The following is a 16,231-nucleotide window of genomic DNA, read 5'->3' on the forward strand; positions in this document are numbered from 1 at the left end:
AATTGTGCAAAAAGCAATAGCTTACTTTTTTATATATGAGGAAACTTTTCGGTACATGCATAAAATTAAGAAATGAGATGACAAAAAGAAAAAGCTTTTCGATTGCCTTATTAAAACTTTTTTACGGCAGATGTTAAATTATTCGTTCTATAATTTCTGTCTTTTCTAATAAGATAGAAGGAACTTTTCTTTTAAATTATCGTTTTTCATAAGGGCTGAGTGCATTATGCCAACACAGTACCGAAGATGGTCAGAACATCCTTATCCTAACGAGGCAACTCCACCTAGAGGACATTCTGAGCCTGCATTTTGGCCAATGTTTTTTATATATAGAGGTGCAAATCATCAATTTTTAGATGTTTTGAAGCAACCAATTAAATGGACTATTAAGCAGCCAAATCAAATTGATTGGGACCATGAATTATTTATCGTAAAACAAACACTTCTTTCATTAACAGCTGAGCAAAGGAAATCTGCCGAATATTGGGCTACAGGCGAGCTTACAGCAAAAATTTCTTCACTTTTATACGAATTAGCAGAAAAATACCAATTAGGCACTCCAAGCTGTGCAAGAATGCTCGGATATTATCATGCAGCGATAAATGATACTTGTGTAATGTCATGGTATTTCAAATATCTTTGGGATGTTGCCCGTCCAATCCAATTTGTTCAAAGCTTAGCTACAGTTGTTTTCACCCCTCGATTTCCTGCTTACCCCTCTGCACATGCAACGATCGCAGGCTGTTCAGAAGTATTATTAGGATACTTCTTTCCTTCAGAGTCTGTCAGATTATCAGCATTAATGAAGGAAAGTGCTCAATCACGTCTCTATGCTGGTGTCCATTTTAAAGCAGATAATGATGAAGGGCTACGGTTAGGGAGACAAATAGGGGAAATGGTTGTAAAAATCATGCAGCTGCAAAATGTTCGTCCCTTTTAAAATCCATTATTAAAAAAAGGAGCGTGAAAATGAATGTTTTACACGATGGATCCGGCTTCCTTTCGTCATCATTATCGTTCAGCTACCAATTCGTACCGTCATAAGGGGCATTTTACAATGACGGTTAACGGAAGTGGAACTGTGTCAGTTAAGCCTGACGAAGCACTATTAAATGTTGGAGTTGTAACTGAAAATATGCAAATTCAAACAGCACAGGAGGAGAATACACAAAAATCGAATCAGCTACTTGAAGCATTAAAAGAGATTGGAATAGAAGAAAACGATATAACTTCGATTGTCTATTCAATTAATCCAAAATACGATTTTGTAGAGGGACAGTCGATATTTAGGGGCTATGTAGTGGAGCATTTATTCCAAATCAAAGTAAGAGACCTTTCAAAAATTGCCACTATTTATCGAGTTGTTATTGAAAATGGGGCAAACCGAACTAGTAATTTACAATTTCGACTATCTAATCCCGACTTTCATTATCAAGAAGCTTTAAAAATGGCTATCCAAAATGCAAAGGAAAAGGCAAGGGAAATTTCTAGAACGATAGGTGTAACTTATCTAAAAACACCAATAAAATTAACAGAACAAACTATACAACAAATTCAACCATTAAGTAGAGATACTTACCAAATCGCTGTAAGCACCGAAGCGTTTGCCCCACCAATCCAATCCGGTGAAATCACGATAACTGCTCAAATAAAAGCGGTTTTTCAATATACTGATTAAAACTACCATTAATAGATAAGTATAAACGTACTGAGTAAAAATAATGAAATTTAAATAGACAAAAAGCATATTTTCGCTTTATCCTTTTTATCGAAGAATTATAAAATGATATTAATACATCAAACTACCTCTGTTTAGCATGAAACGTAACAATAATTTGATATGTCTCCTTTTAGTTTTACAGAAAAAAGAGATGACAAAATAAGTCTTCGCTAAAACAATTTTGTCATCTCTTATTATATTAATTATTTTGTACTTTGCTTTACAGGTAATTTCTCTAATGCTTCCTCAAAGTCTTTTATAATGTCATCTGCATTTTCTAAGCCAACGCTAAGTCGTAATAAACCGTCTGTAATACCACGCTTTTCTCGTTCCTCTGCTGGCATTGCCGCATGTGACATTCTCGCTGGATACGATAAAATTGATTCCACTGCACCAAGACTTACAGCAAATACTGGGAGCTTCACATTGTTTACAAGTGTTTTAACGGCCTCTGCATCCGCCAGTCTGAATGAGAGAACTGCTCCTGGTCCATCTGCTTGATACTTCTGTGTTTCATATCCTGGATGGAAGCTTAATCCTGGATAGTATACTTGCTCGACCTTTTCATGCTTGCTTAAATATTCTGCTATTTTTTGTGCAGAGGCTTGAGATTGCTTTAATCGAACATGCAATGTTTTTAATCCTCTTAGAACAAGCCAAGCATCTTGTACACCAAGGACTGCTCCAAATGCATTTTGTAGCTTATATAAACGATTTCCTAATTCCTCATCCTTAACAACAGCAAGTCCTGCGAGCACATCACTATGTCCTGCTAGAAACTTTGTCGCACTATGTAATACGACATCGACACCAAGCTCTAACGGTCTTTGCAATTCAGGTGTTAGGAATGTGTTATCTAAAAATGTTAAACAATTATTTGCCTTCGCAAGATTCACGATGCCCCGAATATCTGTAACCTTTAATAATGGATTTGATGGTGTTTCCATATAAATAACTTTCGTATTTGGTCGAATAGCTGAAGCGACCTGATGTAGGTCAGTCATATCAACAAATGTATGTTCAATACCAAATCTAGTGAGTACATCAGTAATAATTCTAAATGTGCCCCCATAGACATCCTCAGTAACTACAACGTGATCTCCCTGGGATAATAGCAAGAATGCTGTGGAAATTGCCGCCATTCCTGAGGCAAACGCCATTCCTCTCGTTCCACCTTCTAATTCCGCGATTGCCTGCTCTAATGCTTCGCGGGTTGGATTCCCAGAACGGGAATAGTCATACTTTCCATATTCATCAAAATCAAATTGATGAAAGGTTGATGCATGTTGTATTGGTACACTTACCGCACCTGTTCCTTGATCAACCTTTGCCCCATTATGAAGGAGCTTCGTTTGAAATGTCCAATTATGTTCGCTCATTATGCTTCAGCTCCCTTCATTTGTTTAAAGCTTTGTTCTAAGTCAGCAATTATATCCTCTACATGCTCTACCCCTACTGAGAAGCGTAACAATCGATTACATACACCATTTGCAATTCTAACTTCCTCAGGAATATCCATATGTGTCTGTGTTGCAGGATACGTAATGAAGCTTTCAATTCCACCTAAGCTTTCAGCAAAAGAAATAACTTTAAGGCCTTTTAAAAACGGATTTACCCATGTTTCATCCTGCAGACGGAACGATAACATCCCACCTCTTCCAGGGTATAACACATCAAGTACATCAGGATGTGACTCCAAAAATTGCGCAACCTTTTGCGCGTTTTGTTCATGCTGTCTCACACGTAAAGATAATGTTTTCATTCCACGCATTAATAGCCATGAATCGAATGGTGATAAAACAGCGCCAATTGCATTTTGATGTTGAAAGAACTCATCACTTAGCTCCTGCCCTTTCGTAACAACTAAGCCTGCTAGTACATCATTATGTCCTCCTAGATATTTTGTTGCACTATGGATAACGATGTCAGCCCCTAATAAAATTGGTGTTTGGATAACAGGTGTATAAAACGTATTATCGACGATAACTAAAATGCCATGCTTTTTCGCTATCGCAGCAAGCTCTTTTATATCTGTTTCCTGCATCAATGGATTTGTAGGTGTTTCGATAAATAATGCTTTTGTTTTTTCAGAAATCAGTTTTTCTGTTTCTTGTGGGTTTGTAAAATCATCATATTTAAATGACAAACCATATTTTCGCCATTCTCTTTCAAATAAACGATATGTACCACCATATAAATCACTTGATACGATTAATTCATCACCGCTTTGGAATAGAGCCATAATTGTTTGAATCGCAGCCATACCCGAGCTAAATGCAAAGCCACGGTCACCGTGCTCTAAATCAGCAATAGCCTTTTCTACTAATCCTCTTGTAGGATTTCCGGTACGAATATAATCAAATCCTGTTGATTGCCCGATCCCCTCATGCCGATATGCAGTCGAAAAATAAACAGGAGGATTTACCGTCCCTGTCACATTTTCACTACGGTTTCCAATTTGGGCTAATTTTGTTTCAATACGTTGTGTCATTGCTAGTCACCATCCTAATGTTATAAGTTATGTCTGTTTCTCCTTGGTTACGAAAAAACGGGAGAGCCTTGCTGGAGTGATTCATTTAAACTAGATATTATTTAAGAGGATTTTCCCCATTATCTATTCAAAAAACTTTCATTGATCAAAAAAAGTCTTCCTCATTAAGAAGAAGACTTTATATACGATGATCGCTCCTTCTTATCTCTCAAGCATAATGCTGGTGTGGCTTGCTGGATTTAGCACCTTGGTACTCGTAAAGAGCTTTATTGATATGTTGCATTTAGACTACTAACTGAATAAATAGACTTAGCAAACATGACACAATAAGCTTTTACTTTGTTTTTGTACCGGTTGCTGAGGCTTCGTAGGGCCAGTCCCTCTGCCTCTCTTGATAAGAAATGTATGAAATTTTAGAATTATTATTTTCTATAACTTTACATGATTCGAGTATAGATTGCAATACAATTATTGTAATAGTTTGATATCTTCGATAATTTTTTCATAAGGTACATCTGCTGAAACTTCATATTGCTCTAATATCGTTGTACCTTTCATAAGGTAAATTGCAGAGCTATGAACAAATTGATTAGATCCATCTAACTTTGCAGCAGGTGCAATATAGCTTGTATTTGCAAATGATTCAATTACCTCTTGGTCATACCCTGTGAGGAAATTCCAATTCCTTTCATCTGCCCCAAAGGATTTCGCAAAGTTTTTGAGAACGTCAGGTTTATCATTTTCCGGGTCAATTGTAAATGAGACAAATTCAATATCAAGATGCTCCTGCTTCGCCTGTTTCTGTAATGTTGCCATGTTCATCGTCATCGGCGGACAAACCGTATCACAATTCGTAAAGATAAACGCTGCTAACCAAATTTTATCCTTATAATCTTTCGGAATATCAACCTTTTCATTATTTTGATTCATTGCAGTAAGTGACCCAACAGTGCCATTTAATGAAAAATGCTCTTCAAGGTTGATAGACTGCGAGCAGCCTACCATACCAAGAACAGCAAGAATAAAAACCGATACTATTTTTCTCATATAGAACGCCTACTTTGTTAAAAATTGCGTATCAATTAATTCACTAAATTCAGGTTTTTCTTTTAAGAATTTCAATTCAAAAGATGAATTAGCAAAATCTTGAACGACATCTGCATTCACTTCTGTTGTATATGTTACACGTTTCCATGCACTATCAACTATTGCTGGGTCAAGCTCTTGATCTGTAATTTCTTTAATTGCTTTTATCGCAATATCACGTGCTTCTTCCGGATTGTCATTAATAAATTGAACACCTTTTTCATGAGCACTAACAATCTTTTGAACAAGCTCTTTGTCTTCTTTAATTAATTTGCCTGATGTGACTAATACGGTATTTGGTAGAGTCGTTCCATAAGCAATATCCTTTGTATCAACGATAACCTTTGCTCCGTCATTCACTAGTTGTGACGCCCATGGCTCTGGAACAGCCGCAACATCCACTTTACCTGATTCAAACATAGCGCTATATTGTGCTGGATTTCCTGTAACATGTTTTAGAGTTCCACCAATACGAGCTGATGTAATTCCATAATCCTTTAAAAATGTTTCCATTTGAACATCATGTGTACATCCTACACCAGGAGTAATAAATGTTTTTCCTGATAAGTCATCAATAGATTGGATGCCGCTTTGCTTAGATGCAACAACAACTGTACCACCAGAAGATGCACCTGCAACAATCTTAACATCAGCACCGTTAGCATAGTTATTCATAACGGGTCCTGGTCCAACTAAACCAGCTGTAATATCGCCAGTTTTTAATGCCGTCATAAATGCAGCTCCATCTGGAAATGTTTTGTATGTTACTTTCACATCATCTCCAAGAGCTTCCTCAAAATATTTCTTTTCCTTCGCAATCATTGCTGGTACGTGGTCAATGTTTGGAAAATATCCAATCACAACCTCCTTCTTGCTTCCACCTGCTCCATTTGAGCTTGAGGAAGAGCCACATGCAGCTAAAACACCGATAAATAAAATCGAAATAAGTGCAAGTAATAATCCTTTTTTCATGATGTTACCCTCCATAAATTAATTCTGTTCCAAGCCCCACTTTTTCATGACGCTTTTTTCAACTCGTTGGAAAAATAATAAATCAACAATAACCCCTATAACCATAATCATAAGCATTATTGCAATAACTAAGCTCATATCACCAAAATCTGAAGCAAATTTTAGCTTATATCCTAGACCTGGTCCAGTACTTAGAAGTTCACCAGCCATCAATGCTCTCCAAGCAAACGCCCACGCAAGCCTTGTACCAGTAACTGCATAAGGTATAGATGCTGGAAACATAACCTTCCAAAAAAGGCTAAACCCTTTATAATTCATTGTTTGTGCTGCCTTAATATATAGAGGTGGGACATTTTTTAAGCCTGTTCTCATATTTAAGGTCATGACAAGAGTAGCACCTAGGACGATAATAAATGTGACAGCTGCTTCATTTAGTCCGAACCACATAATTGCTAGTGGCAGCCAAACAATACTAGGTACCGATTGAAGGGCAATAATTAACGAACCAAGTGTTTCATCCGCTGTTTTTGATTTTGCTAAGAATACACCTAAAATAAGTCCAAGTGTTAAGGCAATCACTAGTCCGATCGCTAACCGTTTAAAGCTTGCTGCCAAATCATACACTAGCGTCATATCAGCAAAACCCGTATAAAGAGATGTAAACACATCAGTTGGTGCAGGCAGCAATGATTCTGAAATATTTAAAACTGTTACCGCAACTTGCCATACTATGAACAGAATACCGAAGAACAGTATTCGCTTAATGACTGTTTTCATATTGCTGCTCCTTTTCTATTACTTTATCAATCTCCGACTTTAATAACTGTTGGATTCTTTCTTCATATGGTAAAAGCTCTTCACGTGCTTGTTCGCGAGGTCTCGGAAAATCAAGCTCAATAATATCTAAAATTCGTCCAGGCTGAGTTCCCATCACAACAATTCGGTCAGACAATTTAAGCGCTTCATGGATACTATGTGTTACAAACAAAATCGTTTTCTTTGTTTCTAAAAAGACCTTTTCAAGAACTTCATGTAATCTAGAACGTGTTTGTTCATCCAACGCCCCGAAAGGTTCATCCATTAGTAAAAGCGCTGGATCCATCGCAAGTGCTCTCGCAATCGAAACACGCTGCTGCATACCACCTGAAAGCTCGTGAGGTGAATGCTTTGTATATGGGCTTAGTTGTACCAATGATAAATATTTATGTGCCTTTTCTTTTGCCTCTTTTTTAGACATTTCTTTCCTGAGGGGAAACATCACATTTTCTTCAACAGTTAACCATGGAAATAAAGCTGCTTGCTGGAATACCATTCCTCTTTCCTTGCCAGGCCCATTAATTTTTTTTCCTTGTAAAATAAGTTCTCCTGATGTCTGCTTTGTAAGACCGGCAACAATTGAAAGCAACGTTGATTTCCCACAACCAGAAGGCCCTAAAATGGAAACAAATTCGCCTTCTTTGACCTGCAAATTTATATCATTTAAAACAGTTTCAATGTTATTTTCACGGTTATTAAATTGCTTTGAAACTTCGTTTATCGTTAAAAACAATCTTCTCACCTGCTTTTCCAATTCTCATCTAAACCATCGGATTAATATGATTATTATATGCAATAGAGGGTGAATGTCAAGTGGTTTATATTTTTCAGTCGTTTAAACATAAAGAGAGGACTCCTTAAATTTTCCTGTAATTTATTGATAATGAAAATAAACACTTTTCAAAATCCAGAAAACGAATGGCAGATCTCCTTATATTTAAAAAGATTGAAGAGGAGAGTTTCTCCTATTATTTTCAGCTATTATTGTAATAAGAGGTAATGAAAATGGTGACAGAACGAGCTTTCCTAATTGAAGAGGCACAGTGAAATTTCCGAAAGTGACATGATAGAAATGAACGTTCAAACGATTTTGACAGTTTGAAGGATTTTATAAAGAGGAAAAGTTATTTTTAGAACTTAGAAAAGTAGATTTTAATCCTAGTAAGCAAGGCGAGGCAGAACTCGGCTATTTACATTTGCCTGAACATTTTGGAAAGGGGAACTGCAGACAAATCTCTAAGGAGTTATTGGAAAGGTGTGAACAATTAGGATTAGAACGTGTTGTTGCTATAATCGCTCCAAACAATGCTGCATCAAAGAAAATATTGAGTAATAATGTTTTTTTTCCAGAAAAACTTTGCGAAATAGACGGGTTACCAGGGGAAATCTTAGCAAAGGAATTGTAAAAATCATCTCAATCATTGAAGGACTTTCTTCATCCTCCAATGATCGTTTGCTTTAGTACACACCTAGCCAATAAATCGGACTAGTTCTTGATTTACTTTATTACGTTCTTCCCAAAACAATCCGTGTCCACTATTTTCAAACGGAATTAGTACCGAGTTTTTTATTCCTTGTTTTTGTGCTTCTGCTAACTGGAAGTGACAAACCTGATCATGAATCCCATGCAAAATTAAAGTCGGAACAGCAATTGTTCCAAGGTCAAAAAACAATTGCTCCTCTTTCAGCCAGGTCTCGGCCACAGCAGCAGTCGACCAGCTTGCAGCCTGAATTCCTAATTGAAAAAACCAATCAGCAAATGGCTCAGAAATTTTTTGGTAGAAAAACATATCCTTAAAATCACTAAGCATTTTTGGGCGATCCTTATACGTCTTTTCAATTATGTCCGTAACATCTTCCTTTTTTAAACCATATGGAAAATATGGGCGTTGTATTAAGCTTGGAGCTGCTGATGCAAGAAGAACTAGCTTTGATACCTTATCACCATAATAGCGAGACATATAACGGATTGCGATTGCTCCCCCAGTAGAATGGCCAACAAGTGTGACATTCTCCAGCTTAAGTGTATCTATTACAATGCGAATATCATCCGCTAAACGATTATATGTGTAGCCTTTCCATGGCTTATCAGAATATCCGAAGCCCCTGCAATCAATGCCAATGCAACGATAGCCATACCGAGGCAACTGATTAAACTGATATTCAAACATCTTATGATTTGCAGGCCACCCGTGGATAAACAATATTGGCTTTTTACTCTTCCTGTTAAGATCCTCAACATAAAGTTGAACATCCCTCTCAACCTTTACATAATCCCCCACTTCCATTCCTCCTCATATGAATAAAGTAGCTCCCTTTAGACTTTATTCTTTTAGAAGGAATAAAATGCTGAAGCAGAATATTTCTAGTCCATCGTATTTCAAGAAAAACTGAATGGTTTTCCTAATCTTTTCAAATACTAAAAAAGATACCATGTAATATACACATCGTATCAAAAAAACAATCCTAACTATGAGGTGATACGTAGTGAGCTATAGAGATCATTTAGATCCACATTCTCAAAAGTTTCACCATAATTGGACAAGACCTAAGCGTTCGAAATCTCAAGTAAATGGGCATACAGAAGTATCCCAGAACACCATTATTCTGAGAAGTAATGCAAAGGCTCATAGGTGGTAAAGGATTGACATGCATGGTCTGTGTTAGGGAGGGTACTACTCCTTAACACAAACCAACTTAATTATACTTGCAATGTTACCATGCTTCCGATTCCAGAAAGAATCTCCTGCCATTCTTGTTGATCAGCTAAATGGATATGGATCGGTTTCTGTTCATCCTCAGTATACTCTGAAATCCAAATACCGCGGCTTGATGGTAAAAAGAAGAGGATATTTTCTAAATACATTTCATCTTCATTCAAACTCATACTAAAATTTGAAATATTAAATAACGTCCAATTGAATGTTTGTAAGTCCTCGACAAACATTGAAAATGCAACATCCTCATTTTCAGTAAGGCCAGAAGTATTACGCACTGATTCAACCTCATTAGGTTTACTTAGCAAATCAAATGCTTCATCTGTTAAAGCAAAGTGGTGTTCTCCTGCAAATTGGGGAAATTCAATGCCATAATAGTCACGGATAATCTCATGAATTTGCGAAGAAGAAATCAATGCAAATTCATGAATAATATCGCGATCAATAAGATGCATTAACCACTCATCATCCTCGTAATGGTGGAGCATTAAAACAGATTGCTGTGGCGCATTTGAACAACGTATCATACGTCCAGAATTTACGTATTTCTCAATGAATTTTAATGTTTCATGAGTTAATGGCAGCTCTCCCTTCTCCTCAAGAGCGGGGTCCCACATTCTTTTCATAATAAGTTGATGTGAAGTTGCTTCCATAATTGCAACCCATTCATTCTCAGTCCTGCTACCAATTGCTGTCTCAGCTATTCCGTTTGCAACACTAGGAAATCCTGCAACACTAACCATCAATGCAAGCTCTTCTGTTGTACAAGTGAGTAAATGATTCATTTTGTCACGTCCTTATAAAATAAAAAGTGAAGCGGCACTTCTTGGGCCTTCACGGCACCAATAGCAAATACCGACCTAGAAAGTTGAATTACAATCGAAAGAGTAGCTATATTACAAGCAGCGAAATATAATCAAATACTGACCAAACTATACCAAATACCGATAATATCTATTACATAAGACTATACTTTCAATCAAAAGAAACCTACAATGAATTCTAAGGGAAATGTGATAACAAAATAAATAATTATCGCGAGAATTCCATGTAAAACCAATGCTATCAACATATAAATCTTTCTTACTAGCCATTTATTCTTTTCGAACTTTTTATATAGGATATAACCAGATCCTATAAAACCATACATGAAAAAGTTTGTTATTTTTTGAAAAATTGAATTTGCCTTCTTATATGTTCCTAGTTCAAAAAAATCTACCATTGCCCATTCAATAACTAGAAATAGTAGAACTGATCCCCATTGTATGGAAAGATAGTAGGCAAATAACATTTTAAAAACATGTACTAGTTCTTCTATCATTCTTTACTCCAGAAATTACAAAAAGAATTTTTCAACAAGCAAATTTAATGGGATTGTAATTAAATAGAAAATAATCATAGAAATAATCCCATGTAAACATAGTGCAACAAACATATTTATTTTTCTTACTACCCATTTTTGTTTACTAAATTTTTTGTATAAATAATAGCCTGAGCCTAAAAATAGTACCATAAAGAAATTTGTTATTTTATCAAATATTGACTCGGGATTATCAAATGTACCTATTCTATAGAAATCTACAATTGCCCACTCGATAACAAAGAATAATAATACCGATACCCATTGTGTGACTAAAAATATCCCAATAATAATATTCAAAATATAAACAAAATCAACAATCATAGGAAACATCCTTATTAACATAATAGATTTTTCTCGTAACTAATTAAACCAACTACCTATAGATTTCTTTAATTTACTACCCACACTCTTGGTAAAGTCATTAATTCCCTTACCTATTTTTCCTCCGATATCTTTAGCAACATTCCCAACTTTTGAACTTACTAGCCCACCTGCAAGTGCTCCTATTGCACCACCTACAACTATTCCGACTGGCCCACCTGCACTACCAATAGTTGCACCGATTTTAGCACCAATTGCTATTGAACCCATATCAGCTGCAATTCCGCCTGCTACTCTCCCAAATTTTTCTGCAAGCGATTTATCCTTATTTTTTTCTGAGAAAACTTCTGCACTATTTGCAACAACTGATATACCCGTACCTATTACAGGAATCCGTCTACCAACTTTTACAAGGCCACCTTTGGAAACAGTCTTCCCCACTACTTCCTTAACCCCAGCAGACATTCTCTCTTGATTTAATTTCATAAGGTCTTTACCACTCAATACATTCGCATTTTTCGGAAAGCCTACCACATTCTTATATAAATGCGAAGGACTTTCATAGGACTTTACAAAAGAATGCAATGCCTTCATAACAGGATTCGAAGGCTGTGGTGCTCTAGAAAAGTTAAGAATCCTTTTTGCAAGTTTGTTGCTATGCTTACTTTTACTCGTCCAACTTGGATCCATTCCTACACTAAATCTATAATTACCTTTTAGCTTTTGCCATAGTGTCGGTTTGCCCCCTAAATAGTTAATCTTTAATTTTTTTGCAGCTTTCAATGTTCCCATTGAGACTATGGCTTGATACCCAGCTATTATAGTATCGCCAGTACTAAGTTTTCCGTTAACGAAGTCAAACGGAGATGTCAACGCATCACCAAGCGCCATTAATCTTTTCCCAGCAAGCGCCTTTTTCAAATTAGAAAACTCAGTATCCCCTTTAAGGATCGACTTATTGAAGCTAGCAATTGCGAGATCCCCACTTTTGAACATACTTTTTATTTCATCTATTGATTTTTTTAATGTTTGAATATCTTGTTCCACAGAGGTTAATTCACTTGTTTGTGATGAGTCGAAGGTTCCTAAATCTTCAACCGTTTCTGTGATTTTTTTCGTAGCTTGTTGGACAAAAGTATGGAAGCGTGTGTCATCAAGTCTAGAAACATAGATGATATCTGATACATTGTCTAATGATGAATTTACATCGTCAACTAAGTCTGTTGTAAAGGTTTTTGCTTTGTTTACTCCATTTGTTAAGTCTGCTTCAAGAAAACTTTGCCGGATGAATCCTGCTTCATCTGATTCGAAGTCAGAGCATGCTTTTTTTACATTTCCTAGCACTCGTTCAAATTCTTTTAGCAATTGCTGATAAAAAGATAAAATGGTTGTATGCCATTCATCATAGAAATTTCGAATTGCCGTTCCACCTTGTCCTTGAAAGGAATTTCTCATGCTTGAAAAGTCACTGACGGCATTTTCCAATTGCTTTACTTGCTGCATTTGCGATTGAAGTTTTTTTACTATCCCATCAATTCCAGTATGTAAGGCTTTGGCATCAAGTGTCTTCATGAATTGCTTTGCCTCCTATATAGCTTTTATAGATGTCGAAAGATTTTCGTCAACTTGTTTCATATCTTCTAAAGTTGTCCGGACTGTTTGGTTGTTTTCTTTTAGAACTTGCTTGTAGGCCTCGCTAACTTCCACTAACAATTGACTCAATTCGTTCAGCTTATCGACCACATTTAGCTCGTTACTGCCTGTTATTTCTTCTAAAGTTGTTTCAAAGGAATCGGCAGCGCCATCAATTTTAGAAATTGCCTCTTCGACATCACCATATCGAACTTTTATCTCCTGGCTCACATTATTTCATCCTTTCTTTTTGACGTTCTTTTTCTCTTTCTCTTTCCTCTCTCTCTTCTCGTTCAATTCGTGCAATTTCAGCAGATATAGCACTTTGTAAAGATTGAATTTCTGCTTTAATATTGGCAATTTTATTTTCTATCGCGGTGATCGCTGTATCTAATTGAGTTCCCGAGATATCTTTATAAGCAGCGTCCATATCCTCACGAATATCTGTGAATTTTTCAGCTAAGTTGCCTTTCCACGTAGTTGCTGAAAGATCGGGGTCCTTAACAAGATAGTTATTCTGACTAAATTCCACCTGATACCCATCAAGCTCTGATTCACAATTTTTCAACCGTTCAAGCTGTTCCTTTTTTTCAGCAAGCTCTGTTTGTAAATATGATAAATAGGACAATGTTTTTCGCTCCTCTCCATCAAGGCATATTTATAGTAAAAGCATTATTGACATACATATACGTCAATGGTATCAAATGGTTTCATACGAAATAAATGGGTCTAAAACATCAAACAACTACAAAAAGCTAAGACTTTATTACTAAATTATTCAATTTATATGAAGGTAATCAATTAACAAGGGTTTTGTTATGAGTAGTTAAAATGTAGAATAGATTATTAGGAGTACATAAAACGGTTAACATACGGAGGGATATTTATGAGCAAAATGACAGGTAGGATACAAGAGCATTTATTTTTTTCAGATGCTTTACAGGAAGAATTAACTTTGCTTATCTATTTACCTGCTAATTTTTCACCTTTATATACATACAGTTTATTAATTGCACAGGACGGACAGGATTATTTCCGCTTAGGTAGAATCGGCAGACAGATTGATGCTTTATTAACTAACGAGGAGATTGAACCTCTTATTGTTGTTGGGATCCCTTACCGTGATGTCCAAGATAGACGTGCTAAATACCATCCAGAAGGTAGCAAGCATAAACAATATATCCACTTTCTCGCTCAGGAGCTAGTCCCATTTCTTGATCGGGAATTTCCGACACATCAAATTGGTTATGGACGCGCGCTTATTGGCGATTCACTTGGGGCGACGATTTCACTCTTAACAGGCATGCTGTATCCAAATACATTCGGAAAGCTGATTTTACAATCTCCATTTGTGAATGAGGATGTGTTAAATGCAGTCAAAGCTTATACTTCCAAACAAAAGCTGATTATCTTTCATCAAATTGGGAATGACGAGATAAACGTAAAAACGACGGATGGGTTAATCCAGAATTTTTTATCTCCAAATCGGCAATTAAAATCTGTTCTGGAGACAAAAGGATTTTCTTACACATATGAGGAATTTAATGGGGATCATACATGGAAGCATTGGCAGCCTGCGCTCACCCCTATTTTAAGAGAAATGTTTGTATAGCAGCATAAAAATGAAAACAATTTCATGATAATGGGTTTCTAATCAATTATTTGTTATACTATGTGTAAAGACGTAATTAGGAGGGAATGACATGAAATACGGAATTGCCCTTTTTCCATCTAAAAAAATCCAGGACTTGGTCAATTCATACCGAAAAAGATATGACCCGCATTACGCTTTAGTACCGCCACATTTAACATTAAAAACTGCTTTTGAAGCAAATGATGAAGACATTGAAGCAATAACAGATGAGCTACGGAAAATTGCACAATTAACTAGTCCGATAAAGCTCTCTATTAAAAAGGTTAGTTCTTTTTATCCTGTGAACAATGTCATTTATTTAAAAGTTGAGCCTACCAAAGAGCTAATCGAATTGCATGAAAAGCTCCATACCGGCGGATTAAATAGTCAGCCAGAATATGCCTTTGTTCCACATATTACAATAGGCCAAAAGCTTTCAGATGATGAGCATTCCGATGTGTTAGGAAGCTTAAAAATGCTTGATGTCCAGCATGAAGAAATGGTTGACCGATTCCATCTTCTCTACCAATTAGAGAACGGCTCATGGACAGTATACGAAACATTTTTACTAGGAAAGGATTGCAAGTAATTGAACGTACAACAAGTTACAACAAAGGAACAACTAGAAGATGCATTTAAAGTAAGACAGGAAGTATTTGTAAATGAACAAAATGTTCCTGTAGAAGAAGAAATTGATCAATTTGAGGATGAAGCTATACATATCGTTCTTTATGATGAGCGAACTCCAGTTGGTGCTGCTCGTCTCCGTATCCTTGATGGAATTGGTAAGCTTGAAAGAATATGTGTCCTATCTTCATGTAGAGGAAAAGGAGCAGGAAAGCAGCTTGTCGATAAACTTGAAGAAATCGCGTCATCTGAAGGGGTTAAAAAATTCAAGCTTAATGCGCAAACACATGCAATTCCTTTTTATGAGCGATTAGGATATAAAACGATTTCTGATATTTTCATGGATGCAGGAATCCCACATGTAACGATGATTAAAGAAGTGACTCAAGGAAGCTGACATTTTTGTTAGCTTTTTTATTTAGCTATTTTTATCATTGTAATGAAAGAAGGTGAGCCGTTTCGCTCACCTTCTTTCATTACAATGTGTAGATGGATACTTGTTGAATAAAGTAAATGCTTATCTAGCTAAAGGGATTCTAAACAATAGGTTAAATCTATAATAAATTTGTTTCATTAAAAGATTCCCTCTAATCATCATTATATGAAGCTGTTTTAATAAGCGTATTATATTATCCAAAACGAATCCCTCCACATTGAAATTTGTGTTATTTCCTAACACATTGATAGTTTTTATTTATAATCAGTTATTTATACCTAATGTTCAATGTAGATTTACTATTCATTTTTCTAGGCTGTTTTTGTAAACTTTGTTGCTATTTACTAAGCTATCGTTTTTGGTTGATTTCCGCTTCAGTACTCGCTTTCCGCGGGGTGGGTGGTGAGCCTCCTTAGT

Annotated in this window: 19 protein-coding genes, 1 pseudogene and 1 riboswitch; of the genes and pseudogenes, 7 read left to right on the forward strand and 13 right to left on the reverse strand. The window is 36.2% G+C overall.

Annotated elements, in window-relative coordinates:
* The first annotated feature begins 226 nt into the window (after positions 1-226).
* On the forward strand, positions 227-940 hold the full coding sequence (locus ACTJJ9_RS12380; RefSeq protein ID WP_145580670.1) for a vanadium-dependent haloperoxidase: 714 nt from the start codon (positions 227-229) through the stop codon (positions 938-940).
* A gap of 33 nt (positions 941-973) precedes the next feature.
* Positions 974-1,678 (forward strand): SIMPL domain-containing protein, encoded by a 705-nt coding sequence (locus tag ACTJJ9_RS12385; protein WP_145580671.1) that lies wholly within the window; start codon positions 974-976, stop codon positions 1,676-1,678.
* Between the two features lie 245 nt (positions 1,679-1,923).
* Here ACTJJ9_RS12385 and metC read toward each other — a convergent pair whose 3' ends face one another.
* The 6 genes from metC to ACTJJ9_RS12415 form a co-directional block, all read right to left on the reverse strand.
* Positions 1,924-3,099 carry a cystathionine beta-lyase gene (gene metC, locus ACTJJ9_RS12390; RefSeq protein ID WP_095298353.1) on the reverse strand — a complete coding sequence of 392 codons (1,176 nt, stop codon included), beginning with the start codon at positions 3,097-3,099 and terminating at the stop codon, positions 1,924-1,926.
* Complete coding sequence (locus ACTJJ9_RS12395; protein ID WP_145580672.1) at positions 3,099-4,211, reverse strand: methionine biosynthesis PLP-dependent protein; 1,113 nt, start codon at positions 4,209-4,211, stop codon at positions 3,099-3,101. Before ACTJJ9_RS12395 ends, metC begins: the two co-directional genes overlap by 1 nt.
* A 198-nt stretch (positions 4,212-4,409) precedes the next feature.
* Positions 4,410-4,612: riboswitch (SAM riboswitch) on the reverse strand.
* Between the two features lie 67 nt (positions 4,613-4,679).
* A complete protein-coding gene (locus ACTJJ9_RS12400; RefSeq protein WP_145580673.1) occupies positions 4,680-5,258 on the reverse strand; it encodes an SCO family protein in 579 nt (192 codons plus the stop codon).
* 9 nt (positions 5,259-5,267) lie between these two features.
* The gene (locus ACTJJ9_RS12405) at positions 5,268-6,269 is read right to left on the reverse strand and encodes an aliphatic sulfonate ABC transporter substrate-binding protein (protein ID WP_095298348.1); all 1,002 of its coding nucleotides are present in this window, start codon (positions 6,267-6,269) and stop codon (positions 5,268-5,270) included.
* 18 nt (positions 6,270-6,287) lie between these two features.
* A complete protein-coding gene (locus ACTJJ9_RS12410) occupies positions 6,288-7,046 on the reverse strand; it encodes an ABC transporter permease (RefSeq protein ID WP_095298347.1) in 759 nt (252 codons plus the stop codon).
* Positions 7,030-7,818, reverse strand: coding sequence for an ABC transporter ATP-binding protein (locus ACTJJ9_RS12415; RefSeq protein WP_095298345.1), 789 nt, complete (start codon positions 7,816-7,818; stop codon positions 7,030-7,032). The genes ACTJJ9_RS12410 and ACTJJ9_RS12415 overlap by 17 nt, the downstream gene beginning before the upstream one ends.
* A gap of 442 nt (positions 7,819-8,260) precedes the next feature.
* Here ACTJJ9_RS12415 and ACTJJ9_RS12420 point away from each other — a divergent pair.
* Positions 8,261-8,491: pseudogene (locus ACTJJ9_RS12420) on the forward strand (GNAT family N-acetyltransferase); the annotation flags it as partial.
* A 63-nt stretch (positions 8,492-8,554) separates the two neighbouring features.
* Here the strand turns inward: ACTJJ9_RS12420 and ACTJJ9_RS12425 are convergent.
* On the reverse strand, positions 8,555-9,367 hold the full coding sequence (locus ACTJJ9_RS12425) for an alpha/beta fold hydrolase (protein WP_145580675.1): 813 nt from the start codon (positions 9,365-9,367) through the stop codon (positions 8,555-8,557).
* A gap of 205 nt (positions 9,368-9,572) precedes the next feature.
* Between ACTJJ9_RS12425 and ACTJJ9_RS12430 the strand changes: the two genes are divergently transcribed.
* Positions 9,573-9,725, forward strand: a complete 153-nt coding sequence (locus ACTJJ9_RS12430; RefSeq protein ID WP_095298340.1) for a YpzG family protein — start codon at positions 9,573-9,575, stop codon at positions 9,723-9,725.
* A gap of 61 nt (positions 9,726-9,786) precedes the next feature.
* On the opposite strand, the gene ACTJJ9_RS12435 is transcribed toward ACTJJ9_RS12430, so the two are convergent.
* From ACTJJ9_RS12435 to ACTJJ9_RS12460, 6 genes are all read right to left on the reverse strand, one after another.
* Complete coding sequence (locus tag ACTJJ9_RS12435) at positions 9,787-10,587, reverse strand: hypothetical protein (protein ID WP_145580676.1); 801 nt, start codon at positions 10,585-10,587, stop codon at positions 9,787-9,789.
* Between the two features lie 194 nt (positions 10,588-10,781).
* On the reverse strand, positions 10,782-11,123 hold the full coding sequence (locus tag ACTJJ9_RS12440; protein ID WP_145580677.1) for a hypothetical protein: 342 nt from the start codon (positions 11,121-11,123) through the stop codon (positions 10,782-10,784).
* Positions 11,124-11,138: 15 nt separating this feature from the next.
* A complete protein-coding gene (locus tag ACTJJ9_RS12445; RefSeq protein ID WP_145580678.1) occupies positions 11,139-11,486 on the reverse strand; it encodes a hypothetical protein in 348 nt (115 codons plus the stop codon).
* A 39-nt stretch (positions 11,487-11,525) separates the two neighbouring features.
* Positions 11,526-13,058 carry an LXG domain-containing protein gene (locus tag ACTJJ9_RS12450; RefSeq protein ID WP_145580679.1) on the reverse strand — a complete coding sequence of 511 codons (1,533 nt, stop codon included), beginning with the start codon at positions 13,056-13,058 and terminating at the stop codon, positions 11,526-11,528.
* A 15-nt stretch (positions 13,059-13,073) separates the two neighbouring features.
* Positions 13,074-13,349, reverse strand: coding sequence for a DUF5344 family protein (locus ACTJJ9_RS12455; protein ID WP_145580680.1), 276 nt, complete (start codon positions 13,347-13,349; stop codon positions 13,074-13,076).
* Position 13,350: 1 nt separating this feature from the next.
* Entirely contained in the window at positions 13,351-13,746 is a 396-nt protein-coding gene (locus ACTJJ9_RS12460; protein ID WP_170944247.1) for a YwqH-like family protein, read from the reverse strand.
* 258 nt (positions 13,747-14,004) lie between these two features.
* Between ACTJJ9_RS12460 and ACTJJ9_RS12465 the strand changes: the two genes are divergently transcribed.
* The 3 genes from ACTJJ9_RS12465 (at position 14,005) to ACTJJ9_RS12475 (ending at position 15,775) form a co-directional block, all read left to right on the forward strand.
* On the forward strand, positions 14,005-14,730 hold the full coding sequence (locus ACTJJ9_RS12465) for an alpha/beta hydrolase (protein ID WP_145580681.1): 726 nt from the start codon (positions 14,005-14,007) through the stop codon (positions 14,728-14,730).
* A 91-nt stretch (positions 14,731-14,821) separates the two neighbouring features.
* Entirely contained in the window at positions 14,822-15,340 is a 519-nt protein-coding gene (locus ACTJJ9_RS12470) for a YjcG family protein (protein WP_095298327.1), read from the forward strand.
* Positions 15,341-15,775 carry a GNAT family N-acetyltransferase gene (locus ACTJJ9_RS12475; RefSeq protein WP_145580682.1) on the forward strand — a complete coding sequence of 145 codons (435 nt, stop codon included), beginning with the start codon at positions 15,341-15,343 and terminating at the stop codon, positions 15,773-15,775.
* The last annotated feature ends 456 nt before the right edge of the window (positions 15,776-16,231 follow it).

The sequence above is a fragment of the Metabacillus sp. 22489 genome, from assembly GCF_052044855.1.
GTDB lineage: Bacteria > Bacillota > Bacilli > Bacillales > Bacillaceae > Metabacillus > Metabacillus niabensis.

Excerpts from the sequence above, each read along its gene's own strand:
- ACTJJ9_RS12380 (WP_145580670.1), top strand. The coding sequence starts at position 227 with ATGCCAACACAGTACCGAAGATGGTCAGAACATCCTTATCCTAACGAG.
- ACTJJ9_RS12385 (WP_145580671.1), top strand. The coding sequence starts at position 974 with ATGTTTTACACGATGGATCCGGCTTCCTTTCGTCATCATTATCGTTCA.
- metC (WP_095298353.1), bottom strand. The coding sequence starts at position 3,099 with ATGAGCGAACATAATTGGACATTTCAAACGAAGCTCCTTCATAATGGG.
- ACTJJ9_RS12395 (WP_145580672.1), bottom strand. The coding sequence starts at position 4,211 with ATGACACAACGTATTGAAACAAAATTAGCCCAAATTGGAAACCGTAGT.
- ACTJJ9_RS12400 (WP_145580673.1), bottom strand. The coding sequence starts at position 5,258 with ATGAGAAAAATAGTATCGGTTTTTATTCTTGCTGTTCTTGGTATGGTA.
- ACTJJ9_RS12405 (WP_095298348.1), bottom strand. The coding sequence starts at position 6,269 with ATGAAAAAAGGATTATTACTTGCACTTATTTCGATTTTATTTATCGGT.
- ACTJJ9_RS12410 (WP_095298347.1), bottom strand. The coding sequence starts at position 7,046 with ATGAAAACAGTCATTAAGCGAATACTGTTCTTCGGTATTCTGTTCATA.
- ACTJJ9_RS12435 (WP_145580676.1), bottom strand. The coding sequence starts at position 10,587 with ATGAATCATTTACTCACTTGTACAACAGAAGAGCTTGCATTGATGGTT.
- ACTJJ9_RS12440 (WP_145580677.1), bottom strand. The coding sequence starts at position 11,123 with ATGATAGAAGAACTAGTACATGTTTTTAAAATGTTATTTGCCTACTAT.
- ACTJJ9_RS12445 (WP_145580678.1), bottom strand. The coding sequence starts at position 11,486 with ATGATTGTTGATTTTGTTTATATTTTGAATATTATTATTGGGATATTT.
- ACTJJ9_RS12450 (WP_145580679.1), bottom strand. The coding sequence starts at position 13,058 with ATGAAGACACTTGATGCCAAAGCCTTACATACTGGAATTGATGGGATA.
- ACTJJ9_RS12465 (WP_145580681.1), top strand. The coding sequence starts at position 14,005 with ATGAGCAAAATGACAGGTAGGATACAAGAGCATTTATTTTTTTCAGAT.
- ACTJJ9_RS12470 (WP_095298327.1), top strand. The coding sequence starts at position 14,822 with ATGAAATACGGAATTGCCCTTTTTCCATCTAAAAAAATCCAGGACTTG.